We start from the raw sequence: 24,754 nt of genomic DNA on the forward strand, positions 1-24,754 counted from the left end.
ATTATTAAACAGTCCTGTTAACAACAAACAACGTTTTTATGGTTTAGGTTTTGGATTCGAAAAAGAGTTTTTACCAAAAAATCTAAATACTTTTAACCAAAGATTAGGTAAGTTTTTAATGCGATTTAGTAAAAATAACAACTCGTTAAACATTCAATTTAAAAACGATTTTAGAGGAGGAAATCTTTTTTATGGAGAAGGTACAGATTTTGGAAATACTGGTGTTTTACAACTTAGTTATAGTAGAATTTTAAATAAGCAAGAAGTTTTTAATATAGGTTTTGCTCTTTCTTTGTTTACGCCAAATCCAGATTATAGTAAAACACCAAATAATATGGTAAATTCAGACGATGGCAGCAAAAATGTGTGGCATACAAAACCACCATTTAAAAATCTTTTTTATGCAAATGCTTATCTATTTGGCAACTATACAACTAATAATTACAGTACAACTTTAAAAGCAGGCATCAACTCCCAGAAACTTGGTGCTTTTGTACAAAACACATTGCATGACAATGTTGGTTTAAATCCCAGATTTCCTTGGAATGTAAGTAAAAAAGACAACCTTTTTTTTGAATTGAACAGCAGCATTTTTAAAACGTTACAAACCAATGACTAAAAGGCTATACTTTACATATTTGGTTTTAGCGTTTGTTTTACAAAGTTGTAATACCTACAAACGCTCTTTTGGAGAAACCTTTACAAATACAAATCTCAAAAATTATAATAAAATATATCGTTTAGATTTAAGTAATAAAAAATTAAAAAAAGTACCTATTAACTTTCATAAATTTAAAGAAATAAGAATGTTAAACCTTTCTGGAAATGTTTCTTTAAATTTAAATGCTGTTTTAAACGCTATTCCAAATCCAGAAAAAATAGAAGTCCTTATTTTAGATAGTTTGCACTTAAAAAGAATTCCAAATTCTATTTTAAAGTTAAAGAATTTAAATCACATTTCTTTAAACAACAATCCTAATCTTAATTTTAAACAAGCCATTACAGCAATTGCCTCTTTGCCCATTCAATTTATAAACCTACAACAAAATAATTTAGAAGAAATACCTGTTGAAATTTCTAAAATAACATCACTTTCTAGCATAAATTTAAGCAATAATCACATCCAAAAACCTGGTGTTTTTAAAATTTTAGAAAGTAATAAAAAATTAAAATCGCTTTGGTTCACAAATAACAACATCTATAATTTACCAGAAGAAATTGGTTTATTAAGCAATTTAAAAAATTTATATTTAGAACATAATCAACTAAATAGTTTACCAAATTCTATGAAGCAGTTAAAAAAATTAAATGTACTTCATTTAGGGCATAATACATTTACAGAATTACCTGTACAACTTATTCATGTGCCAAAACTTATTTTATTACACATCAATAATTGTAATATTACAAAAATTTCAACCGAATTTGAAACTGAAAAATATGCCATAAAAGGGATTGTTTTAGACAACAACAAGCTATCAGAAAAAGATAAAATAAAATGGCGTAAAAAATTCAAATCTTTTTTTATTGCACATTTTTAAAATCTATTTGCAACAAACCTGTAAAAAAATTCCCTACTTCTTAAACTTTACTTATTTTTATGGTTGAAATCTGAATTTTTATCTATCAATTTTATTTTAGTTGTTTCAGATTTTTTAAATAGTTTTAAATGAGTCAAAAAGAAGAATTTTTTAGTTACATAAACGAAGGTTACAAAACCAAAGGAGATTTTATAGCATTAGGTGCAGCCATGTTGGGAGAAGAAACCATAACAGACGCTATTGTAAAAGTACCTTTAAAAACCTTAAACAGACATGGTTTAATTGCGGGTGCAACAGGAACTGGAAAAACAAAAACGTTACAGGTTTTAGCAGAAAATTTATCTGAAAAAGGTATTCCTGTTTTATTAATGGATATTAAAGGAGATTTATCTGGTTTGGCACAACCAAGTCCTGGACATGCTAAAATAGACGAACGTCATGCAAAAATTGGTTTTCCGTTTACAGCACAAAAATTCCCCATAGAAGTTTTAACAATTTCAGAGCAAGATGGTACAAGACTGCGTGCTACAATATCAGAATTTGGCCCAGTTTTATTATCTAGAATTTTAGACTTAACAGAAACACAAAGTGGCATTGTTGCCATTATTTTTAAATATTGTGATGATAATAAATTGCCTCTTTTAGATATTAAAGACTTTAAAAAAGTATTACAATTTGTTACTAATGAAGGTAAAGAGGAAATTCAAGCAGAATATGGGCGAATTTCATCATCTTCTACTGGAGCCATTTTACGTAAAATTGTAGAAATAGAACAACAAGGTGGCGATTTATTTTTCGGCGAAAAATCTTTTGATGTAGAAGATTTAACCAGAGTAGATCAAGATGGTAAAGGAATTATTTCTGTTTTACGTTTAACAGATATACAAGATAAACCCAAGTTGTTTTCTACATTTATGTTACAATTATTAGCAGAAGTGTACGAAACTTTCCCAGAACAAGGAGATGCTGGCAGACCAGAATTAGTTATTTTTATAGACGAAGCACATTTGGTTTTTGAAGAAGCATCCAAAGCACTTTTAAATCAAATAGAAAGTATTGTAAAACTAATTCGTTCTAAAGGAATTGGCTTGTATTTTGTAACACAAAACCCAAAAGATGTGCCAGAAGATATTTTAGCACAATTGGGTTTAAAAGTACAACATGCCTTAAGAGCTTTTACAGCCAAAGATAGAAAAGCCATTAAATTAGCTGCAGAAAACTACCCAGATTCTGAATATTACGATACCAAAGAAGTACTAACTCAATTAGGTATTGGAGAAGCATTTGTATCTGTTTTAAACGAAAAAGGAATACCAACGCCGTTAGCAAGAACTATGTTAAGAGCGCCAATGAGTAGAATGGATATTTTAACAGACAAAGAACTCAAAAACGTAATAAACAACTCTAGATTATTCTACAAATACAACGAAAACTTAGATAGAGACAGTGCTTATGAACTTTTAAACTCTAAAATTGATAAAATTAACCTTGCAGAAGAAAAAGCAATTGAAAAAGAAAAGGAGCTAAAAGAAAAAGAGCGTTTGGCTAAAGAAAAGGCAAAAGAAAAAGCAAGAGAAGAGCGTGCTTCTAGATCTAGTTCTAGAAGAAGAAGTACCGCACAAAACCCAATAGTTAAAGTATTAACAAGTGCTACTTTTATTAGAGCTGCATTTGGTATTTTAAAAAAAGTTTTAAAATAACAAAACAATAAAAACAACGTTATAAAAGTATAAACAACCAAAAATGATTCAAAAAAATATACTTAAAATTTTAGTGCTTACCTTTTCTTTAAGTCTCATAAGCTGTGGAGATGGAAATAAATTTAAAATTGAAAAAGGAAAAGTAGGTAACCTACATACTAAAACTACAATTAAAGAATTAGATAAAATTTTTGCAAATGACTCTATTGTTAAAAATTTAAGCGAAGGCGCACTTGGCGATAATTATTTTCAAGATGATGATGAATATTTAGTATTTGAAAAAGGCGGAAAACACCTTTTAACCATAGTTCCTAAAGAGCAATTAGATTCTGTTTCTACCATTAAAAGTATAGAAATTCATGATGCTAGATACAAAACAGAAACCGGAATTAATATTAATGCAACATTTTCTGGAATTAACACAAACAACAATATTAATAGAATAGAATCTACATTTTCTACAGCAACTTTATTTATAAACGATTACAATATTACAATTGCTATAGATAAAGAAGAGTTGGGTTTAAGAGATTTTAGCGCACAAAAAGTAACTATTGAGCAAATTCCAGATTTAGCTAAAATGAAATCTTTAGTAGTTTGGTTCAATTAGGGCAAATAACGCAAAAAAGCGTTACCGCGCTTTACACTATATCTTTTTTTTATGTTGAACTTGTTTCAATATCTAGTTATTAAAAATTTAAGTTTTAGCGAATAAAAACTTTTAGAAATTAGCACAAAAAAAAGGATGCCGTTTCAATCGCTTTTGCAAAATGCAACCCATTATGAAAAAAAAATACACCATACAAAAATCTCCATTTGTAGTTCCCACAACAGATGGTAAAATCATAGAAGAACATTTTGGCAATGCCACAGATAAAAATAATAAAGTAAGTATTGCGCACATGGTTGCACCTCCTGGTTGGAGTGAGCCATTTCAAACACCAGAATTTGAAGAATATACGTATATTATAAAAGGAAAAAAACAATTTATAATTAATGACGAAACAATTGTTTTACAAGCTGGTCAATCAATTAAAATTGAAAAAAATACTAGGGTGCAATACTCAAATCCTTTTAATGATTCTTGCGAATACTTAGCCATTTGTTTGCCCGCTTTTTCTATGGAATTGGTAAATAGAGAAGCGCAATAAAAAATTATCTAAAACAATAACTTATATAAAACTAAACGTCAAAACCAAACGTTTTACTGTAATTTTAGAGCAAATTATTTATTTTTTGAATTTTTTGCTGCCTGAAAAGCATGAAGTTTTCTATTCTTTCTCTTATCTATATAATGTCTTAAAACTCCTCCTTTTACTGTATTTACATCAAACTCTATAATAAAAGCTTCTGTATCAATATGCTCTACAATACGATACATTTTTTTAATATCAATTCTATTAATAATAGAATGAATAATATCAAAATCTTCTGATATACCATTGTTCCCAAAACCAGAAGATCCTTTATAAAGCGTTAGTCCTACACCCAATTCTTCTAAAATAGCTTTTTTAATTAAAGCGTTTTGTTTTGAAATAATTGTTATTCCTATAAAATCTTCAAAGCCTTCTATAACTGTATCTGTAACTTTAGCCGCTATAATGTAGGTTAAAATTGAATACAAAGCAATTTCAATAGTTTCTACGAAAGCAGTGGCTGTAAATAAAACAATATTAAAAAAGAGCACTATTTTGCCAATACTAATGCCAAATTTATCATTTAAATAAATTCCTAAAATTTCTGAGCCATCTAAAACAGAGCCGTTTCTTATGGCTATTCCAATACCAGAACCTACTAATAAACCTCCAAAAATAGAAATTAGTAATTTATCATTTGTAATGGTTTGAAAATTCTCAAAGTGTATAAAAAGGGCAACTCCCAAAATACTAATTATAGATTTAACTACAATTCTTTTTGCAACTGTAAAATACCCTAAAATTAAAAAAGGAATGCTAAAAAGCACTAATAAGTAAGACATATTTATGTCTACTTGGGTTCTTACCAAAAGTGCAATACCAGTTACACCACCATCTAAAAAACCATTAGGCAATAAAAAAGCTTTTAAGCCCAAACTGGTTAAAACTACTCCTAGAAATATTTGAAAATATTCATAAAAGTAGTTGATGGATTTTTTTTTATTCATATTTTCTTATGCCCTTCTTTCACAAGCCAGTAAAGTGTTTTTTAACAACATTGCAATTGTCATGGGTCCTACTCCACCAGGTACAGGCGTTATAAATTCAGATTTTTCTGCCACTTCATTAAAAGCAACATCTCCTACCAATCTAAATCCGTTTTTTTTAGAAGAATCTGCAACTCTTGTAATACCAACATCTATAACAGTTACGTTATCTTTAACCATATCTGCTTTTAAAAATTCTGGAATACCAATAGCTGCCACAACAATATCTGCCTGTAAGGTAATATCTTTTAAATTTTTAGTTCTACTGTGGCACATGGTAACTGTTGCGTTACCAACTTTCCTTTTTTGAGAAAGTAAAATACTCATTGGGCTACCCACAATATGACTTCTACCTAAAACCACAACATGTTTACCAGAAGTTTCTACATTATACCTGTCTAACAATTCTAAAATACCAAAAGGTGTTGCAGAAATAAAAGTTGGTAAATTTAATGCCATTTTACCTACGTTTGTAGGATGAAAACCATCTACATCTTTATCTGGATCTACAGCCATTAAAACCTTTTGCTCATCTATATGTTTAGGCAAAGGCAATTGTACTATAAAGCCATCAATATCATTATCTACATTTAAAACTGCAATTTCATTTAACAATTCTTCTTCAGTAATATCTTCGTCTAAACGAATCAAAGTAGATTCAAAACCAACGCGTTCACAAGCTTTTACTTTTGCGTTAACATAAGTTATACTTGCGCCATTATTACCAACAATAACTGCAGCTAAATGTGGTGTTCTTTTATCGTTATTTTTTAATTCGTTTACTTGTAAGGCAATTTCTTCTTTAATATCTGCCGCTGTTTTTTTTCCGTCGAGTAGAATCATTTTGTTGTTTTGAATTTCAAAATTTTATTTTGAATACTAAATAGTAAATCGTGAATCTGGATATTAAATTATTTCATTCCTTGCATCATCTGCATCATCTTTTTACCACCGCCACCTTGCATCATCTTCATCATTTTGCTCATTTGGTTAAACTGTTTCATTAGTTGATTTACCTCCTGAATAGATGTTCCTGAACCTTTGGCTATTCTCTTTTTTCTACTTGCATTAATAGAAGCTGGCGTACTTCTTTCTGATGGTGTCATAGAGTGAATAATGGCCTCAATTCCTTTAAAAGCATCATCATCAATATCTACACCTTTTAAAGCTTTTCCAGCACCAGGAATCATTCCCATAAGGTCTTTCATGCTTCCCATCTTTTTAATTTGCTGAATCTGATTTAAGAAATCATCAAAACCAAATTGATTTTTTGCTATTTTTTTCTGAAGTTTTCTCGCCTCTTGCTCATCGTATTGATCTTGGGCTCTTTCTACTAAAGAAATTACATCTCCCATTCCAAGAATACGATCTGCCATTCTATCTGGATGAAAAACATCAATTGCATCCATTTTTTCACCAGTACCAATAAATTTAATTGGTTTGTCTACAACAGATTTTATAGATAAAGCGGCTCCACCTCTTGTATCACCGTCTAATTTTGTAAGAACAACACCATCAAAATTTAAAATATCATTAAAAGCTTTTGCTGTATTTACAGCATCTTGCCCTGTCATAGAATCTACAACAAATAAAGTTTCTTGTGGTGTAATTGCTTTGTGAATGTTAGAAATCTCGGTCATCATTTCTTCATCTACTGCTAAACGACCAGCAGTATCTATAATAACCACATTTTTGCCGTTTGCTTTGGCATGTTTTATAGCATTTTGAGAAATTTCTATAGGATTGTTATTACCAACTTCTGCATAAACCTCTACACCTATTTGCTCTCCAACAACTTGTAATTGATTAATTGCAGCAGGTCTATACACATCACAACCAACCAAAAGAACTTGTTTACTTTTCTTATTTTTTAAGAAGTTTGCTAATTTACCAGAAAACGTAGTTTTACCAGAACCTTGCAAACCAGACATTAAAATTACCGTTGGCAATCCTGCTAAATTTACTCCAACAGATTCTCCTCCCATTAATTCTGTAAGCTCATCTTTTACAAGCTTTACCATTAATTGCCCTGGGTTTAATGTAGTTAATACATCTTGCCCAATTGCTTTGGTTTGTACTTTTTTAGTAAATTCTTTGGCAATTTTAAAGTTAACATCGGCGTCTAAAAGCGCTCTTCTTACTTCTTTTAAAGTTTCTGCAACATTAATTTCTGTAATTTTACCATGCCCTTTTAGGGTGTGTAAGGCTTTATCTAGCTTTTCGCTTAAATTATTAAACATAATTTGTGTCTTTTTTGGAAGGACAAATATAAGAAATATGCTTTATTTTAATGATGTTCTACTTGCTTTTTTAGTAGAAGTTTTTCATTCAAAAACCACTTAAAAAAGAAAACTATTTTTTAAAAAGTGTGCTTAGTTTTTTAATGGTAGTTACAATTTCTTCTTTAGTGGTGTATTTAGAAAATGAAAAACGAACAGAGGTGTTTTCTTCCTCTTCTTCTAATAAAATTTCTTGCAATACATGAGAACCTTTATTACTACCAGATTGACAAGCACTACCTCCAGAAACAGCAATACCTGCCATATCTAACGTAAATAACAGCATACTGTTTTTTATTGGAAAACGCACATTTAAAATGGTATAACTACTTTTATCTAAATCTCCTGATGTGCCATTAAAATAAATATCTTTTGACAGTTTTTTTAACTCAGAAATAAAAAATAATTTTATACTTTCTATATAATTTTTATCTTTTTGAAGATTTTCTGTAGCTATTTTTAAGGCTTTTTCCATACCTAAAATGCCATGTACATTTTCTGTACTAGATCTTGCACCTCTTTCTTGGTCTCCGCCATGTAGCATTGGTAAAACTCCAAATCCTTTTCTAAAAAAAGCAAATCCAATGCCTTTTGGTCCATGAAATTTATGCGCACTTGCCACTAAAAAATCAATATGAATTTCTTGCAAGTTTAATGGGTAGTGCCCAATAGTTTGCACAGTGTCTGAATGAAAAAGTGCATTGTGTTTTTTACATATTTCACCTACTTCTTGCAAAGGTAAAATACTACCAATTTCATTGTTAATATACATTAAACTTACTAAAGTTTTTTCTTTAGATGTTTGTAATAAATATTCTAAATCTTGTAAATCTACATTACCATTAGATTGTATTTTTACATAATTCAAAGCTATATTCTGAGTTTTTTCTAAATGTTTGCAAGTATGTAATACAGCATGATGTTCTATTTTTGAAGTAATAATTTTGGTAACCCCTAAATTTAAAACGGCATTATTTAAAATTAAATTATCTGCTTCTGTTCCGCTTGAAGTAAAAATTATTTCTGGAGCCGATGCATTCAACATATTTGCAATATTTTTTCTTGCAGTTTCTACAGCAGATTTTGCCTTTCTACCCAATTGGTGTGTAGAAGAAGGGTTGCCATAATTTTGTAACATAGAAACGTGCATAACATTTACCACCTCTGGATCTAACGCTGTTGTTGCTGCATTGTCTAAATATATTGTAGTCATATTACAAAAATACGCATTATAAATTTTAATTTATATTTTGATAAATATACACTTCTGTAGCTCCTAAACCATATTGTTTATAAGAAGCATCATAATATTTTACAGGATATTTATTAAATAAAGATTGTAATTCTGATTTTAATACACCTTCTCCCACACCATGAATAAAAACTATTTTAGAAATTCGTTTTGCAATGGCATATTCTAATTTTCTTTTTGCTGTATCTATTTGTAGGTTTAGCATATCAAAATTATCTAAACCTCTTACAGATTTTACAAGTTGATTAATATGTAAATCTACTTCCATAATTACAGCTTGTTTCTGCTTTTTAAAAAGGCTTTCTTTTTGTTTTACGGCACCAATTTTTTCTTTTAATAAATCATTATTTATATCAGAGAATTTACTTAACTCATGTTGCTCTTTCTCTATCTTAACCAACTCTTTTTCGTCAAAATTAAAAACCATACCATCTGTGGTTTCTACAGCTATAATATTTTTATTTACAGCCACCACTTTTCCTTTTATAACATCATCTAAAACAGCTACTTTGTTACCAATTTCTAAACGCATTCTTAACATTATTTTAATTCTAAATAAAAAATTAGATCTTAGTTTTGTTCAAAAATAAGCATATGATTTTTAGTTCTTCTATATCTACAGAAAACTTCTTTAAGCAGGCAATAAAAAATGTGCATGTTAGTGAAGAAAGAAAGGTTTTACTTTCTAAAATTTCTGATAAAATAGCTATAGAATACCAAAAAGAAAATCTTGTAAATCTTAATTTTATTTGCACGCACAATTCTAGAAGAAGTCAATTGGGGCAAGTGTGGGCTTTTTATGCTGCAAATTTCTTCAATTTGCGTATAAATGCATTTTCTGGTGGTACAGAAGTTACAGCATTTTATAGAAATACTGTAAAAACTTTGCAAAAAGTAGGTTTTAATTTTCAGTTAGAAAAATTCTGTCATCAAAATCCTAAATATTTGGTTTCTTTTGATGGTAGTAAAAAAAGTATATTATGCTATTCCAAACATTTTGATGATTTTATAAACACTAAACCTTTTATTGCCATTACTACTTGTAATAATGCTGATAAAAACTGCCCCTTTATACCTGATGCCTTTGCACGTTTCCACTTACCTTTTGTTGATCCAAAATTTTCTGATGGCACAGAAAATCAAGTAGAAACTTACCTTAAAACGAATCAACAAATAGCTGCAGAGATTTTTTTTATTTTTAGTGCTGTTAAAAAGTTAATTGGTTAAATTTTAATTTCTTTATTGTAAGGTATTCTTTTTAAAACGTGATTGATTACGTTTATTCTTGCCTCCGTTTTTCTATTCGCTCTTATAATTTTCCATGGAGAAATCTCTGTATTTGTTTTAGCAAACATGGCTTTTTTATACTCTGTGTATTGCTCCCATAAATCTTGAGCCTTTTCATCTAGCTTTGTCATTTTCCATTGTTTTAATGGATTACTTTTAATATCTGCAAAGCGTTTGGCTTGTTCCTTTTTAGAAATAGACATGTAAATTTTAACCAAATGAATACCCGACTCTAAGATCATTTTTTCAAAATCGTTTACCTGATTCATAAAAATTTCATATTCTTTTTGAGTACAAAATTTATTTACAGGCTCTACTACTGCTCTATTATACCAACTTCTATCAAAAAAAACAATTTCTCCTGCAGTAGGAAATTGATTCACATAACGTTGAAAATACCATTGCGTTTCTTCATCTTCTGTTGGCTTTGGTAAGGCTACAATACGCATATGTCTTGGGTTTATACGTTCTGTTAATCTTCTAATTGCGCCACCTTTACCTGCAGCATCTCTACCTTGAAAAACTATAATAATACGCTCATTATTTTCTATTGCCCAAGTTTGCAAACGAATTAACTCTACCTGTAATTTTTTTAGTTTTTTCTGATAATCTACATAGCGTAAACTTCTTTCTATACTAAAAGGTTCTTTAGATAAAAGTGAAATTAAGCCTTTTTTTGTATTCAGTTTTTTTAACTGTTTCTCATTTAATTGATGTGCCATACTGTTTAATCTATACTTTTACTATTAGATCTAAAATAACGTGTTACCACATTAGGATCTGGAGTTAATACTGTTGTTGCATCTTCTTTACCGTCATAATCAAATTGAGAAATTACATGACGAATTGCTTCTAATCTTGCAACTTGTTTATCATTTGTCTTAATCATCATCCATGGGCTATAAGAAGTGTGGGTTTTAGAAAACATTTCTTCTTTATAATGTGTGTATTTATCCCATAAAATTTGCCCTTGTTTGTCTACAGGACTAAATTTCCATCTTTTTAACGGATTTTCTTTACGTTCTTCAAAGCGTTTTAATTGTTCATCTTTAGTAATCGATAGCCAAAATTTTATAATAATTACACCATCTTCATACATCATATGCTCAAACTCTGGCACTTGTACTAAAAATTCTTTGTATTGAGATTCTGTACAGAAACCCATTACAGGCTCTACTACTGCCCTATTGTACCAACTTCTATCAAAAAAAACAATTTCTCCAGGGTTGGGTAATTCTTTAATATATCTTTGAAAATACCATTGCCCTTTTTCTACTTCTGTTGGCTTATTTAAAGCTACTAATCTGCTGGAACGCGGGTTTAAATGTTCCATAAATCGTCTTATATTTCCTCCTTTACCTGCTGCATCTCTTCCTTCAAAAATAATTGCTACACGCTTATTTTCTTTAGAAACCCAACGTTGTAACTTTACCAATTCAATTTGTAATTGACGAAGTTCTTCTTCATAAAAAAGTGTTTTTTGTACTTTAGAATACAAATGACTTTTAGCTTTAAGTAACTCCTTTAAATCTTCACTATTTTTTAGACTGTTAAAGTCTTCTGCGGTTAGCATACTTTTCTTACTCATACATCTCTTTAAAAACTTAAAAATATCATTTTTTTTTATCATTTAAGTTAAAATTAAATCAATTTAAACATTAAATTTTATATTTGTTAGAAATGTTTAAAAACCTACTAATTTTTTTGCTGTTTTTTACCTGTGTAATTTTTTCCCAAGAAAAATATAGCAAGGAAATTAGCTTTGTAAGCGAAAATGATTTGTACACTTCTACCTATAACGATAGGTATTACACCAACGGAATATTTTTAAACTACAACTATGTATCAAAAAGGAAGCATAAAAACTTAGTTAAAAAAATTTATTCCTGGCAAATTGGCCATGAAATGTATACGCCCAGTAATGCAGTAACGCAATTTGTAAATAATCATGACAGGCCATTTGCAGGTTATTTATATGCTGGTTTTGGTATTAAAAAAGTATATACGAACAATAGTTCGTTTGCTATTAATTATAAACTTGGCATTTTAGGACCTAGTGCTTTTGGTAAAGAATTGCAAAATTTTATTCATAACCTGTATAATTTTCCTGAAGCTGTTGGTTGGCAATTTCAAATTAAAAATTCTTTGGCTGCCAACCTACAATTAAATTACAACAAATTTCTGTTTAAAGAAACTACAAATCGTTTTGATGTTACTTGGCTAAATACTGCTAACGCAGGAAGTGTAAACACTAATATTGGTAGTGGTTTTATTGCTAGAATTGGGTTTAATGCTTTACAACCCTTTTCTAATTCTATTGCTTTTAACAATCATTTAAACAACCAAAAAAGCACTTTTTTTAGAGCTGTAGAAACGTTACTATACATTAAACCTATGGTAAATTATGTACTTTATGATGCAACTTTACAAGGCAATTTTTTAAATAAAGGCAGTGTGGTAACTAGTTTTATAAACCCAGTTGTTTTTCGTTTAGAAGTAGGTTTTTTATTTACAGCCAAAAACGTAAATTTTGGTTATGTTTTTAATTATAACACCAATAAATCTAAAGATTTAAAAAATAATACAGGCCATACTTTTGGGGCTATAAAATTGAGTTATTTATTAAAATAAATTTTAAGCATCTTTAAAAAATTCATCTTTAAACCCAATTAAATACAATTTTTCTTGAGCTCTTGTAATAGCTGTGTAAAGCCATCTAAAATAAGCTTTAGAAACACCATCTGGCAAGTAAGGTTGTTCTACAAAAACGGTTTTCCATTGGCCACCTTGAGATTTATGACAAGTCATTGCATAAGAAAACTTAACTTGTAATGCATTAAAATATTTATTTTTTTTGATGGCTAAAAATTGTTTAAATTTAGATTTTTCATGTGCATAATCTTCTTTAACTGCTTGGTATAACTTATTAGATTCCTCATAGGTTAAAGAAGGACTTTCACTTGTTAAAGTATCTAACAATAAAACAGTTTCAAAAGGTTGCATTTCTGGGTAATCAATTAACCTAATTTCTACTTCAGCAAATTTAAAACCATACAATTCTTTGACAGCAAATAACTTTAAAACCTCGCAAATATCTCCATTTGCAATAAAACCAGCTTTAGAAGATTCTGGTAACCAAAAATAATTATTCTTTACAATCATAATATAATCTCCAGCAGAAATTTCATTTTCTTGCCCTCTAATATTATATCTAATTTGTTGGTTATATTGGTTTGCTCTTTTATTAGAACGTACTATAAAAGCAGTATCTTCTACCCCATCTTTCTCATAGGCAGATACTAAAGCATCTTCAATATCATAACCGTCTTCTAACCTTTTTATATCTATAAAATTTAAATCAAACTCAAACTTTTCATCTTCATTCTTTAATAACAATCTTAATGCTGTAGCGTTTGCTAAAATACCAGAATTTTCATGCTGACGCATTACTTCATCTAATTCTATTTCTGTTACTTGTTTATCATATTCATAATGCAATTTTTCTGATTCTAAAGCAGGACTTACCTCTAATTTTACTGGTGGTAATTGGGCGGTATCTCCAATAAAAATCAATTTGCAATTTTTACCAGAATACACATAATTAATTAAATCATCTAGTAAAGATTTGGTATCTAATAATTGTTGATTTTGCTTGCCATCTGGAATCATAGAAGCTTCATCTACAATAAATATAGTATTGGTGTGTTTGTTTTTTTGCAAAACAAAATCTACAGAGCCGTTAGATTGCTTTTTAGGAAAATATATTTTTTTATGAATGGTAAATGCAGGCCTTTTAGAATAAATGGCAATTACTTTTGCAGCTCTACCTGTTGGCGCTAATAACACCGCTTTTTTGTTAACCATCCTTAAAGAATTTACAAAAGTACCAATTGTAGTAGTTTTTCCTGTACCTGCATAACCCTTTAATAAAAACAAAGCGCTTTTGTCTTCATTAAAAACAAATGAACTTAACAAATTCAATAATTTATTCTGTTTTAAAGTAGGCGAATGTGGAAATTTAAAAACTAATTCTTTGTAAAAATCTAATGGTTTTTCTATCATAAAAAATTTAAAGTATCAAAGATACATCGATTTATAAATAAAAATTTTTATCATTGAAAAAAAATTGTAGATTTGCGAGTATACTATTAAAAAATATTATTAAAAATGAAATTATTAGGAATGATTATAGTTGCTGTAGAATTGCCTTTGTATGTTCAAATTTTACTTGCAGTTTTGGTTGCCGCAGCTTTTGCTTTTGTAACCGTTAAATATTTACCATTAAAATTAAGATGGTTGGCATCAATATTATTGCTAGTTTTAGCTGTATTTTATGGTAATAAAATTTACAGTGGAATTATGGAGCCTATAAACTTTAATATCAACAAAATTAAAAGATATACTCCTGTAATTCAAAACCTTAAAATTATTAGAGATGCACAAGTAAAACATTATGAAGTAACCGGTAATTATATTGATAATAAAGATTCTTTAATTAATTTTATAAATGTTGCGCAACTAGCACTTACAAGAACACAAACTGTTATGGAAAAAGTAAGAAAAGGTGGAGGAATTACAGTTGATGTAGAAAAAAGAGTAACAGATACAATTGGTTACGAGCCTGTACTTAAATATTTTGAAAATAGAGACTTTAAAAACATGTTTAAAGTTCCTGGAACAGATAAAGAATTTGAACTAGAAATTGGAACTGTAGAAAAAGTACAAGACCTTGAAGTACCTGTATTTAGAGCTAGAATTGAAAAAGAATTCTTGTTAAAAGGAATGAAACCGTCTTTAGTAAAACAAGAAATAGAAGCTTTAGCAACAGACCAAATAAGAGGAGAATATGTTCTTGTTGGTTCTTTAGATGAAGTTACAACTGCAGGTAATTGGCCTCCATTTTATGATAAAAAAGGTGGAAATTAAAAATAGCAATACAAGCTTAGTTCACCTAAAAGAAAATGAATTATCCATCCAATTTAATTTGGATGGATTTTCTTTTTGCATCACAAATCAAAACGAACAAAATACCTTATATTTTTGTAAATATAGCTTTGAAAATTCTGTAAAAACTCCAGAAAAACTACTTTTAAAAATACAAGAAATTTTTAGTACAGATAGTCATTTGCAAAAAGATTTTTCTAAAGTAACTGTAATACATAGCAACAACCTTTCTACATTAGTACCAGGTATATATTTTAAAGAAGACCAACTAGCCAGTTACTTAAAATTTAACATTAAAGTTTTAGCCACAGATTTTATTGCGTTTGATGCTATTGCAGCACAACAAATAAAAAACGTTTATGTGCCTTATGTAAACATAAACAATTATTTATTTAACAACTTTGGTGAGTTTGATTATAAACACCACACAACAGTTCTTATAGAAAAATACACGCTGCAAAATACAGGAGAGGAAACAACTATGTATGTTAATGTTGATAAAAGCACGTTAGATATTACTATTTTAAAAGCTAAAAAAGTAGTATTAATAAACAGCTTTACTTACCATACAAAAGAAGATTTTATGTACTACATTTTATTTGTAGCAGAACAATTAAATTTAGACACCGCTAAATTTAAATTATACTTTACCGGAGAAATAGATAAAGAAACTAGTCTTTATAAAATAGCGTATTTGTATATAAAAAACATGTATTTGTTAGAAAGCAACAATTCTATTTTTAAAGTTTTAGACCTACCAAAACATACAAATTATACCCTTTTAGGCTCATGAGAATTATTTCTGGAAAATTAAAATCAAGACGCATATCTGCTCCAAAAAACTTACCTGTAAGACCAACCACAGATATGGCTAAAGAATCTTTATTTAATATTTTAAATAATACTTTTTATTTTGATGCCATTGATGTTATTGATTTATTTTCTGGTACAGGAAATATTAGTTACGAATTTGCATCTCGTGGAACAAAATCTATTTATGCTATTGATGCACATTTTGGTTGTATTAAGTTTATAAATGAAACCGCAAAAAAGTTAGATTTAAATATTAATACCTTTAAAAGTGATGTTTATAAATTTCTAGACAAAACACCTTTAAAAGCCGATGTTATTTTTGCAGACCCACCCTATGATTTTAATGAAGAGCAATTTTTAAAAATTGCAGATGTAGTATTTGAAAGAGAAATTATAAATGAAGGTGGCGTACTAATTATAGAGCACTCTAAACACACAGACTTAACAAAACACAGCCACCACAGCTATGACAAACGCTATGGAGGTAACGTATTCAGTTTTTTTGAAATTGAAGCACCTGAGTAGGCTTAATGCTTTTTGCAAATTATAGAACAATTCATATAGAAAATAGTAATTAAATCTTTTTTTGCTTTTGTATGAAACACTTATACTATACACACTAGACAATTAAAACTAAACGATAACGTTTATCATAAATTTATTTGGTTACTAAGTAGATTCAATAAAGAAAAAATTGAGATTTTTAGTGAAACCTCTAAATTTAAATTTACTCAAAATCACTTGCAAAAAAGTTATAAGAGCGCGAAGGAGAAAAAGCTTATTTCTTATTTCAACAAGACTTTAAAAACAGATTGAATAAAATAGTTTAGTAGTTTATATGAAAAATTATATCAGGATAATTTACTGAAAGACTTGGAAATCAATTTACTTTGAAAATGATTTCATAAAAGCCTTGATATATGCTGGGTAAATTGGAGTCTTCAGAATAAACAAAACTCAGGTAGAAATATTGTGATTTACTCCATTTCAAAAAAACTAACGGATTAAAAAGCACTACTTACAATAGCGTCTTCATTTAAAATACTTACAAATAAACTACTTGGTTAAATCTTTAAAATTATTGCATTTTGTAATTATTGGTAAATTTTAATACGTAAACCACGTTTAAAACTAAACTTTCGTTTTTTGAATTACAATAAACTATTAATAATATCTGCTATAGAAACGCTTTCTGCTTCTGCTTTATAATTTTTAACAATTCTATGAGATAAAATAGGAATGGCTACTGCTTTTACGTCTTCAATATCTGGTGAGTATTTACCTTTAACAGCTGCATGTGCCTTAGCTGCTAAAATTAAGTTTTGCGAAGCTCTAGGACCTGCACCCCAATCTAAATAGCTTGTAACCATAGTTGTTGCTTTTGAAGATTTAGGTCTTGTTTTACCAACCAAACCAACGGCATACTCAATTACATTATCTGCCACGGGTATTTTTCTTATCAATTTTTGAATGGCAACAATTTCTTCACCAGAAAAAATAGCGCTTACTTTTTGGTTTACTGCAGAAGTTGTACTTTTTACTACCTGCACTTCCTCTTCAAAAGTTGGGTATTCTAAATTAATAGAAAACATAAACCTATCTAACTGCGCCTCTGGTAAAGGGTAAGTACCTTCTTGCTCAATTGGGTTTTGGGTTGCTAAGACAAAAAAGGGTAAATCTAATTTGTAATGGTTACCAGAAACGGTTACAGAACGTTCTTGCATTGCTTCTAATAAAGCAGCTTGTGTTTTAGGCGGTGTTCTATTAATCTCATCTGCTAAAATTATATTGGAAAATATTGGGCCTTTTATAAACTTAAACTGTCTGTTTTCATCTAATATCTCGCTACCTAAAATATCTGAAGGCATTAAATCTGGTGTAAACTGTATTCTTTTAAAATCTAAACCTAAAACCTCAGAAACCGTGTTTACCAAAAGTGTTTTTGCTAAACCAGGAACACCTATTAAAAGCGAGTGACCTCCACAAAATATGGACAATAAGGTAAAATCTACAGCTTCTTGTTGCCCTATAATTACCTTACCTATTTCTGTTTTTAAAGATTTAAATTTATCTACTAAATTATTTATTGCTGCAACGTCTGACATTATTTACTAACTTCTTTTTTCCAATTTTTATTAAAAGTACACTTTTTATATTCTTTACCTAATTTAACATAAGTATCTTTTATCTTTTCTACAGCCCAGTTCTCTATAGTTTCTTCTTTTTTCTTTTTTAAGGCTAAATCTTGTATTTTAACGTAATCTTCTACTAAATCTGCTTTGTGCGTATTTGTTCTTTCTCTCATGTATAAAAATTTATACATTTTTTCTCCACTTCTTTCTTCATCATAAAATGTATCAGAAATTTCGCCCTTCTTTAAATCGCTAACTCTTGCATATAAAGCAGGATCCATACCAACTAAATTAAACTTGCTTTCTCCGGTATATGGATTCACAATTAATCCTTCACTTTTTTTAGTAGCTTCATCATCTGAATATTGTTTAACTGCTTCTGCAAAAGTTAATTTACCAGCTTCTATATCTCTTTTAATTTCTTCTACTTTAAGTTGTACTTCTTTTAATCTACTATCTGGCACTTCTGGCTGCATTAAAATATGAGATACTACTCTTGTATTTCCTTTAATTTCATGCAACATGATAATATGATACCCAAACATACTTTTAAACGGTTTAGATATTTCGCCTTTTTCTAACGCAAATGAAGTTTCTTTAAATTCTTTTACCAAACCTGCTTCTTTAGTTACCATTATTTTACCTCCGTTTTGGGTAACTCCAGGATCTTTAGAATTTATAATAGCCTTTAATCTAAAACTAGCACCATCTAAAACTTCTTGCCTAATTTCTGTTAATTGGTCTATAATTTTTTTGTTTTCTTGAGGTGTAGGTTTTGCCTTTAAAACCAAATGTGCCAACTCTATTTCTGCAGTAAATTCTGGTAATTCTCCTTTATCTTTAAGTCCGTTATAATATAAACGTACTTCTTCTGGAGTAACATCTACCTTTTCTGTTAGCTTAGCTTGCTCTTTATTAATTAAAAGATTATCTTTTTGTACACTGTACAATTCTGCTTTTAAATCGGTTAAATCATTCATACCATAAGCAGCAATAACTCTATCTATAGAGCCGTATTGTTGTGTAAAATACTGTATACTTCTATCTACTCTTGCATTTACTTCTGCGTCTGAAACTGTTACACTGTCTATAACAGCGTGATGAGATAGTAATTTTTGCTGCATTAATTCTTCTAGCATTTCGCAATCAGAAATGGTAATTCTACCTTCACTTTGTTTTTCTATTTCTAATTTAAATTTTTCTATATCAGAATCTAAAACAATGTTTTTACCAATTACTACGGCTACACCATCTATTTTAACTTTCTGAGCGTTTGCTTTTTGTATTATTCCGAATAAAAAAACAAATGCAGTACATAATTTAATATATTTTAAAGTTGTTGTTTTCTGTGGCATCTTTAACTATAATTTTTTCTATTTCTTTGATTAATTCTATTTTACGTTTGTGTAAAATAATTTCTTTAATGGTGGGCTTAATATAACTTAATGGTGCAGTATCATTTCTATTTAAAACTTCTTTAATTGCGACCAAATATAAACTTAATGAGTCTTGTTTTTGTATGAATTTTGTTTTTTTTAACAGATTCTCTTTAGAAAACGGTAGTTTTAACAAAATCTTGTCTAATGGAGTCCAAACAGAATCGTTTAGCTGATATATTTTAAAACTTAATTGTTGTTTTTCTAATGTTTCTGCATCTTCTATGGCATCTGATTTAAAAAGCGATATAATTTCTTCTTTATCATTTATAGCATTGTCAAAAGAAAGATATTTCGCTTTCATTAAAATATCATTTAGTTTAAAATTATTTTTATTTAAATGATAATAGTTTTTTATTACTTCTTCAGAGATTGTTGTGTCTAATTTTTGTTTAACCAGTTTTTCTTTATAGCTATTAATTAATAAACTTTCTTTGTAGTCTTGCACCAATTTATCAATATCTGTAATATCTTCCAATGTATTATTAGTGCTTGCTTTTTTAAGTAAAAGCCTTTTAATTGCCCAATCTTGAATAATACTTTTTACCAAAATTAAACTATCTTCTGTAGCTAAGTTTTCTGGTAAAAGTTCTCTTAAATCTTGTTTAAAAAGTTTTTCTGTATTTACAGTGGCTATAATTTCTGCTGTATTTAATTGCTTTTCTTGCACCATAAAATAATCGCAAGAAACAAAAGAGGCAACAAAAAAAACAACAATTAATTTTTTCATTATTTATTAGCGTAAAATTTAATCAACTTTTTTAATTGTTTTTTACTTACCTTAATAGTAGCTTTTTTCCTCAAATCTGCTATCCATTCTTTTTCTAAATAATTTTGGTAGTCATTCATAACTTCACCTTTAATTTCCTTTAAATCTGCAGTTTTGTATGCTTTACTATTTTTTGTGAAATAGCTTTTTAAACCAAGCGTATCTTTAGAAGATTTGTTCCAAATTTTTTGCTGCATTAGCTCAAACAACAACAATCCGTCTTCGTATTCATTTAAAGTATTTGCGTATTCTGGCTCTGTGTTTACTAAATTTTCTTTGTAGTACTTTAAAATTTCTTCGTTTTTAAATTCATCAAAAAGTAAAAAAACAGGTTTATTTCTTCTGTTTCTAGTATATTTTACAAATTCTTCTTGAGTAATCTTTTTATTGTTAATTGTGAATAAGGTTTGTTGCAAAGAATCTTTAGGTATTCCGTTGATATTTTTTCTGTTCAATATCTTTTTAGAAACTTCATTCTCTACAATATTATATTGCGCTTTTAACTTATTAATAACTGCTGTTTTAGATATTTGCATTCTAGAACTTCTTTTAATTTTAGTTCTTAAATCATTTTCTAATTCATTAAAAGGCTTTATTGGATGTTTTTTTAGAAGTTTTACAATATGCCAACCAAATCTAGTTTTAAATGGTTTAGAAAAACTACCTTCATTTTGTAAACCAAAAGCAGCGTCTTCAAAAGGTTTTACCATTCTGCCAGCTCCAAATTTACCCAATTTACCACCTCTACTTTTAGAGCCTCTATCTTCTGAATATTTTTGTGCTAAACCTGAAAAATCTTTGCTTATAATTAACTCATCATATATTTTATCTATTTTATTTTTACCATTATTGGTAGTGTCTAAAACCAAAATATGAGCCGCTTCAACTTCTCCTTTAGAAGGTTTAATATCGTCTACTTTTACAATATGATACCCAAATTGAGTTCTAAAGGGTTTAGACGTTTTACCAATTTTTGTATTGTAAGCAGCATCTTCAAAAGGTGCCACCATATTAAAGGCAGAAAAATAACCTAAATTACCGCCATTTCCTTTTCTACCTGTAGCAGGATCATCTTTTGCAGAACCATCTTCTGACGTTTCTTTTGCAACTTTTTCAAAATTTTCGCCTGCCAAAATCCTATCTCGTATTGCATTTATTTTAGCATAAGCTTTCAGTGTATCTTTTGGTGTTGCATCTCTTGGCAACCTTATTAAAATATGCTTTGCTTTTATTTGGTTTTTTGTTCTGTAATAAATGTCTTTTACCAAGTCTGCAATAAACGTAGTGTCTTGCAAATAAGGTGCAGAAAGTTGATTTTTATACGTTTCTATTTCTCTTTTATAAGAAGGCAACGTATCTAATTTTAATTGATAAGCCTCTTCAACTTTTAATTTGTAATTGATATATAATTCTAAATTTTTTGTTACGTCCTTTGCCTCTTCATTATCTACTGCATCTAGGTTTTTCTCGTAAATACGTTTAAAATCTGCAACGCTTGTTTTTTGATTATTGATGGTTACTAGCGTTTTAGATTTTTTTTGTGCAAAAACACCAAAACTTAAAAATAAAATACAAATTGATAAAATTTTAATTCTCATAATTAATTTACTATAATGATATAATTCCTTTAATTGCCTCTGCTTTTTTGTAATAACTTATAACCTTATCTGCATTTTGCACCTTTAAAAGCGCAGAAACACTAACATATTTGCCTGTTTTAGACTTTTTGGTATTAATAACAGCACCTGTATTGTCAAATAGATTTTCTACTTCTTTTACCTGATCTTCTGTTGTTGGCACTATAAACTTATACAAATAATCTGCAGGAAACGTAGTTGTATCCTCTAATTGAGCTTTTAACTTGGTGTAAAATTCGGCTTTATTACTCATATGTTTTGTTAATAATTTTCTAAACTTTTTTGGGAATGCAATCTACAAAATTACATTAAAAATTAGGTTTATAAACGGAATGAATTATTTTTGTGAAATGCAAAATAAAATTGTGCTTATTGGTGGCCCTGGAACTGGCAAAACTTCTGTATTAAATGCCCTTAAAAATCGTGGCTTTTATTGTTTTTCTGAAATTTCTAGAGAAGTTACCTTAAAAGCACAAGAAAAAGGTATTGATCAACTTTTTTTAACAGAACCTTTATTGTTTAGCAAATTGCTTTTAGAAGGTAGAGAAGCACAATACAAAGCAGCAGAACAAGTTGCCGAAAAAGTAGTGTTTTTTGACAGAGGCATTCCTGATGTGCATGCATATATGGATTATTTTAAAACAGCTTATCCTGCCTATTTTTTAGAAAAAAGCAAACATTATAAATACACCAAAATATTTCATTTTGCGCCTTGGAAAGACATTCATATTACAGATAATGAACGTTATGAAACTTTTGAAGAATCTTTAGCAATAGATAATTTTTTAGTAAAAACATATTCAGATTTAGGCTATAAATTAATTAAAGTTCCTTTTGGTAGTATTGCCAAAAGATGCGATTTTATCATAAATTCGCTTAATAGCGATATATGATTTCACCAAAAGAAATATTAGAAAAATATTGGGGATTTTCTTCCTTTAGAACACCACAAGAAGCAATTATACAAGCCGTTTTAGCACAAAAAGACACCATTGCATTGTTGCCTACAGGTGGTGGTAAATCTATCTGTTTTCAAATACCCGCTTTAGCAAAAGAAGGCATCTGTTTGGTAATTTCTCCATTAATTGCTTTAATGCAAGATCAAGTAAAAAACTTAAACAATAAGGGTATTAAAGCTGCTTTAATTCCTTCTGGCATAGACCAAAATGAGCAAATTACACTTTTTGATAATATAAAATTTGGCGGCTTTAAATTTTTATATATTTCACCAGAAAGATTACAGTCGCAATTTATTCAACAGAAAATAAAAGAGTTAAATGTAAATCTAATTGCTATAGATGAAGCACATTGCATCTCTGAATGGGGTCATGATTTTAGACCTTCTTACAGAAATATTGCCGTTTTAAAAGATTTACAACCTCATGCTAATTTTATTGCTTTAACAGCAACTGCAAACCAAAAGATATTAGAAGATATTTCTAAAAACCTAAACTTAAAAAAGCCAGTAATTTTTAAGAAATCTTTTTTTAGAGAAAATTTGGCGTATCAAATTTTTAAAATTGAAGACAAATTAACGCGTTTACTCCATATTTTTAAAAAGACAAAAAAACCAGCGATTATCTATGTAAACTCACGCAAGAAAACCATAGAGATTTCTAATTTTCTAAATGCAAATCACTTTAAAAGTTCTTTTTATCATGCAGGACTAACATCCGCAGAAAAACAAGAACATTTTAACAATTGGATGTCTGAAAAAATACCAATTATAGTTGCTACCAATGCATTTGGCATGGGTATAGACAAAGCTAATGTAGGGTTGGTAATTCATTATAATTTACCAGCTAGCACAGAAAATTATGTGCAAGAAACAGGTAGAGCTGGTAGAGATTTACAAAAATCTTTTGGCGTTTTATTATATAATGATAATGATATTAAAATACACCAGCTAAATACCCAAAATGCGTTGCCTTCAATTAAAGAAATTAAAGATGTTTTAAAAAAACTGTACCAGTATTTTAGAATTGCCCATGGTGAACTTACCATAGAAAATTTCGATTTTACCTTTTTTGAATTTTGTAAAAAACATAATTTCTCTTTGATAAAAACAGATATCATTTTAAAATTATTATCCAATTACGGTATTATTCAACTTACCAATAATTACAATAAAAAGGCAACTTTACAAGTATTGACTTCTCATAAAGCAATTTTAAAATTTTCTGCAGAAAATACGCAATTCAAAAATTTTTTAAATGTAGTTTTAAGAACTTATGGTGGGCTTTTTGAAACTGAAACTAAAATAAACGAATTTTTAATTGCAAAAAAGGCAGGCATAACCACACAACAAACCATAAGAAATTTAGAAAAACTACAAGAAAATAATTTGGTAAACTATGTTCCTGTAAAAGCAGAAAGCTCCATAACATTCCTGTTACCTAGAGAAGACAATAGTACTGTAAATCAAATTAGTAAAGAAATAAAACAATTTCTAAATCAGAAACAAAAAAAAGCAGCAAATTTCATAAATTTTATTAAAAACAATAAGGTTTGTAGAAGCATACAGTTGTTAAATTATTTTGATGAAAACTCAACTAAAAATTGTGGAATTTGCGATGTCTGCATCCAAAGAAAAAAGAAGAACCCTACAAATTTAGACGCCAAAATTTTAGAATTAATTGAAAAACATCAACAATTAACTTCTACAGAAATAAGCAGCGCAATAGAAGCGTCAGAAAATAGCATTTTAATACATTTGCAAAACCTAATAGCTATTGGTGTTTTGGTAATAAATCATCAGAATAAATTTCAATTAAAAAAATAA

Annotated in this window: 25 protein-coding genes; 12 read left to right on the top strand and 13 right to left on the bottom strand. The window is 28.8% G+C overall.

The genetic code is table 11. The features are described from left to right. Nucleotides 1-118: 118 nt before the first annotated feature. The 5 genes from Q0762_RS10010 to Q0762_RS10030 all read left to right on the top strand — a co-directional run bounded on the left by Q0762_RS10010 (nucleotide 119) and on the right by Q0762_RS10030 (nucleotide 4,392). Nucleotides 119-619: a hypothetical protein gene (locus Q0762_RS10010; protein WP_298766549.1), complete on the top strand. Its 501-nt coding sequence runs from the start codon at nucleotides 119-121 to the stop codon at nucleotides 617-619. Continuing rightward, on the top strand, nucleotides 612-1,541 hold the full coding sequence (locus tag Q0762_RS10015; RefSeq protein ID WP_298766551.1) for a hypothetical protein: 930 nt from the start codon (nucleotides 612-614) through the stop codon (nucleotides 1,539-1,541). The genes Q0762_RS10010 and Q0762_RS10015 overlap by 8 nt, the downstream gene beginning before the upstream one ends. A 128-nt stretch (nucleotides 1,542-1,669) precedes the next feature. Continuing rightward, a complete protein-coding gene (locus Q0762_RS10020) occupies nucleotides 1,670-3,241 on the top strand; it encodes a helicase HerA-like domain-containing protein (RefSeq protein WP_298766553.1) in 1,572 nt (523 codons plus the stop codon). Between the two features lie 43 nt (nucleotides 3,242-3,284). Further along, on the top strand, nucleotides 3,285-3,851 hold the full coding sequence (locus Q0762_RS10025) for a hypothetical protein (RefSeq protein ID WP_298766555.1): 567 nt from the start codon (nucleotides 3,285-3,287) through the stop codon (nucleotides 3,849-3,851). A 172-nt stretch (nucleotides 3,852-4,023) separates the two neighbouring features. Beyond that, nucleotides 4,024-4,392 (top strand): cupin domain-containing protein, encoded by a 369-nt coding sequence (locus Q0762_RS10030; RefSeq protein WP_298766557.1) that lies wholly within the window; start codon nucleotides 4,024-4,026, stop codon nucleotides 4,390-4,392. A 74-nt stretch (nucleotides 4,393-4,466) separates the two neighbouring features. Here Q0762_RS10030 and Q0762_RS10035 read toward each other — a convergent pair whose 3' ends face one another. From Q0762_RS10035 to Q0762_RS10055, 5 genes are all read right to left on the bottom strand, one after another. Beyond that, nucleotides 4,467-5,384, bottom strand: coding sequence for a YitT family protein (locus Q0762_RS10035; protein WP_298766559.1), 918 nt, complete (start codon nucleotides 5,382-5,384; stop codon nucleotides 4,467-4,469). A 6-nt stretch (nucleotides 5,385-5,390) separates the two neighbouring features. Beyond that, nucleotides 5,391-6,266: a bifunctional methylenetetrahydrofolate dehydrogenase/methenyltetrahydrofolate cyclohydrolase FolD gene (gene folD, locus Q0762_RS10040; protein ID WP_298766561.1), complete on the bottom strand. Its 876-nt coding sequence runs from the start codon at nucleotides 6,264-6,266 to the stop codon at nucleotides 5,391-5,393. 68 nt (nucleotides 6,267-6,334) lie between these two features. Beyond that, nucleotides 6,335-7,663 (bottom strand): signal recognition particle protein, encoded by a 1,329-nt coding sequence (gene ffh, locus Q0762_RS10045; protein WP_298766563.1) that lies wholly within the window; start codon nucleotides 7,661-7,663, stop codon nucleotides 6,335-6,337. Nucleotides 7,664-7,775: 112 nt separating this feature from the next. Continuing rightward, entirely contained in the window at nucleotides 7,776-8,915 is a 1,140-nt protein-coding gene (locus tag Q0762_RS10050; RefSeq protein ID WP_298766565.1) for a cysteine desulfurase family protein, read from the bottom strand. A 25-nt stretch (nucleotides 8,916-8,940) separates the two neighbouring features. Further along, nucleotides 8,941-9,486, bottom strand: coding sequence for a Smr/MutS family protein (locus tag Q0762_RS10055; protein ID WP_298766567.1), 546 nt, complete (start codon nucleotides 9,484-9,486; stop codon nucleotides 8,941-8,943). A 62-nt stretch (nucleotides 9,487-9,548) separates the two neighbouring features. Between Q0762_RS10055 and Q0762_RS10060 the strand changes: the two genes are divergently transcribed. Next, nucleotides 9,549-10,181 carry a hypothetical protein gene (locus tag Q0762_RS10060; protein ID WP_298766569.1) on the top strand — a complete coding sequence of 211 codons (633 nt, stop codon included), beginning with the start codon at nucleotides 9,549-9,551 and terminating at the stop codon, nucleotides 10,179-10,181. Here Q0762_RS10060 and ppk2 (Q0762_RS10065) read toward each other — a convergent pair. Together ppk2 (Q0762_RS10065) and ppk2 (Q0762_RS10070) are read right to left on the bottom strand one after the other, a co-directional pair. After that, nucleotides 10,178-10,963: a polyphosphate kinase 2 gene (gene ppk2 / locus Q0762_RS10065; protein WP_298766571.1), complete on the bottom strand. Its 786-nt coding sequence runs from the start codon at nucleotides 10,961-10,963 to the stop codon at nucleotides 10,178-10,180. The two genes, Q0762_RS10060 and ppk2 (Q0762_RS10065), sit on opposite strands and share 4 nt — an antisense overlap. A 5-nt stretch (nucleotides 10,964-10,968) precedes the next feature. Further along, on the bottom strand, nucleotides 10,969-11,829 hold the full coding sequence (gene ppk2, locus Q0762_RS10070; RefSeq protein WP_298766572.1) for a polyphosphate kinase 2: 861 nt from the start codon (nucleotides 11,827-11,829) through the stop codon (nucleotides 10,969-10,971). Nucleotides 11,830-11,921: 92 nt separating this feature from the next. Here ppk2 (Q0762_RS10070) and Q0762_RS10075 point away from each other — a divergent pair, with 92 nt between their 5' ends. After that, nucleotides 11,922-12,872, top strand: a complete 951-nt coding sequence (locus tag Q0762_RS10075) for a lipid A deacylase LpxR family protein (protein WP_298766574.1) — start codon at nucleotides 11,922-11,924, stop codon at nucleotides 12,870-12,872. A gap of 3 nt (nucleotides 12,873-12,875) precedes the next feature. On the opposite strand, the gene Q0762_RS10080 is transcribed toward Q0762_RS10075, so the two are convergent. After that, entirely contained in the window at nucleotides 12,876-14,303 is a 1,428-nt protein-coding gene (locus Q0762_RS10080) for an AAA family ATPase (RefSeq protein ID WP_298766576.1), read from the bottom strand. A 105-nt stretch (nucleotides 14,304-14,408) separates the two neighbouring features. Here Q0762_RS10080 and Q0762_RS10085 point away from each other — a divergent pair, with 105 nt between their 5' ends. From Q0762_RS10085 to Q0762_RS10095, 3 genes are read left to right on the top strand one after another with little or no spacing between them, the layout of a single operon-like run. Next, nucleotides 14,409-15,167 carry a hypothetical protein gene (locus Q0762_RS10085; protein WP_298766578.1) on the top strand — a complete coding sequence of 253 codons (759 nt, stop codon included), beginning with the start codon at nucleotides 14,409-14,411 and terminating at the stop codon, nucleotides 15,165-15,167. Next, nucleotides 15,157-15,978 carry a DUF3822 family protein gene (locus tag Q0762_RS10090; RefSeq protein ID WP_298766579.1) on the top strand — a complete coding sequence of 274 codons (822 nt, stop codon included), beginning with the start codon at nucleotides 15,157-15,159 and terminating at the stop codon, nucleotides 15,976-15,978. Before Q0762_RS10085 ends, Q0762_RS10090 begins: the two co-directional genes overlap by 11 nt. Beyond that, nucleotides 15,975-16,523: an RsmD family RNA methyltransferase gene (locus Q0762_RS10095; protein ID WP_298766580.1), complete on the top strand. Its 549-nt coding sequence runs from the start codon at nucleotides 15,975-15,977 to the stop codon at nucleotides 16,521-16,523. Before Q0762_RS10090 ends, Q0762_RS10095 begins: the two co-directional genes overlap by 4 nt. A gap of 626 nt (nucleotides 16,524-17,149) precedes the next feature. Here the strand turns inward: Q0762_RS10095 and Q0762_RS10100 are convergent. Genes Q0762_RS10100 through Q0762_RS10120 form a run of 5 tightly spaced genes read right to left on the bottom strand, consistent with a single transcriptional unit; the run spans nucleotide 17,150 to nucleotide 22,225 of the window. After that, complete coding sequence (locus tag Q0762_RS10100; protein WP_298766582.1) at nucleotides 17,150-18,103, bottom strand: MoxR family ATPase; 954 nt, start codon at nucleotides 18,101-18,103, stop codon at nucleotides 17,150-17,152. Next, nucleotides 18,103-19,485: a peptidylprolyl isomerase gene (locus Q0762_RS10105; protein ID WP_298766583.1), complete on the bottom strand. Its 1,383-nt coding sequence runs from the start codon at nucleotides 19,483-19,485 to the stop codon at nucleotides 18,103-18,105. Before Q0762_RS10105 ends, Q0762_RS10100 begins: the two co-directional genes overlap by 1 nt. Then, the gene (locus Q0762_RS10110; RefSeq protein WP_298766584.1) at nucleotides 19,451-20,296 is read right to left on the bottom strand and encodes a hypothetical protein; all 846 of its coding nucleotides are present in this window, start codon (nucleotides 20,294-20,296) and stop codon (nucleotides 19,451-19,453) included. The genes Q0762_RS10105 and Q0762_RS10110 overlap by 35 nt, the downstream gene beginning before the upstream one ends. Then, the gene (locus Q0762_RS10115) at nucleotides 20,296-21,933 is read right to left on the bottom strand and encodes a peptidylprolyl isomerase (RefSeq protein ID WP_298766585.1); all 1,638 of its coding nucleotides are present in this window, start codon (nucleotides 21,931-21,933) and stop codon (nucleotides 20,296-20,298) included. Before Q0762_RS10115 ends, Q0762_RS10110 begins: the two co-directional genes overlap by 1 nt. Nucleotides 21,934-21,943: 10 nt before the next feature. After that, the gene (locus Q0762_RS10120) at nucleotides 21,944-22,225 is read right to left on the bottom strand and encodes a DUF493 family protein (protein WP_298766586.1); all 282 of its coding nucleotides are present in this window, start codon (nucleotides 22,223-22,225) and stop codon (nucleotides 21,944-21,946) included. Between the two features lie 79 nt (nucleotides 22,226-22,304). Between Q0762_RS10120 and Q0762_RS10125 the strand changes: the two genes are divergently transcribed. Further along, on the top strand, nucleotides 22,305-22,865 hold the full coding sequence (locus Q0762_RS10125) for an ATP-binding protein (RefSeq protein ID WP_298766587.1): 561 nt from the start codon (nucleotides 22,305-22,307) through the stop codon (nucleotides 22,863-22,865). Continuing rightward, nucleotides 22,862-24,754 carry an ATP-dependent DNA helicase RecQ gene (locus Q0762_RS10130; RefSeq protein WP_298766588.1) on the top strand — a complete coding sequence of 631 codons (1,893 nt, stop codon included), beginning with the start codon at nucleotides 22,862-22,864 and terminating at the stop codon, nucleotides 24,752-24,754. The genes Q0762_RS10125 and Q0762_RS10130 overlap by 4 nt, the downstream gene beginning before the upstream one ends.

The organism is uncultured Polaribacter sp. (assembly GCF_947495205.1).
Lineage (GTDB): Bacteria > Bacteroidota > Bacteroidia > Flavobacteriales > Flavobacteriaceae > Polaribacter.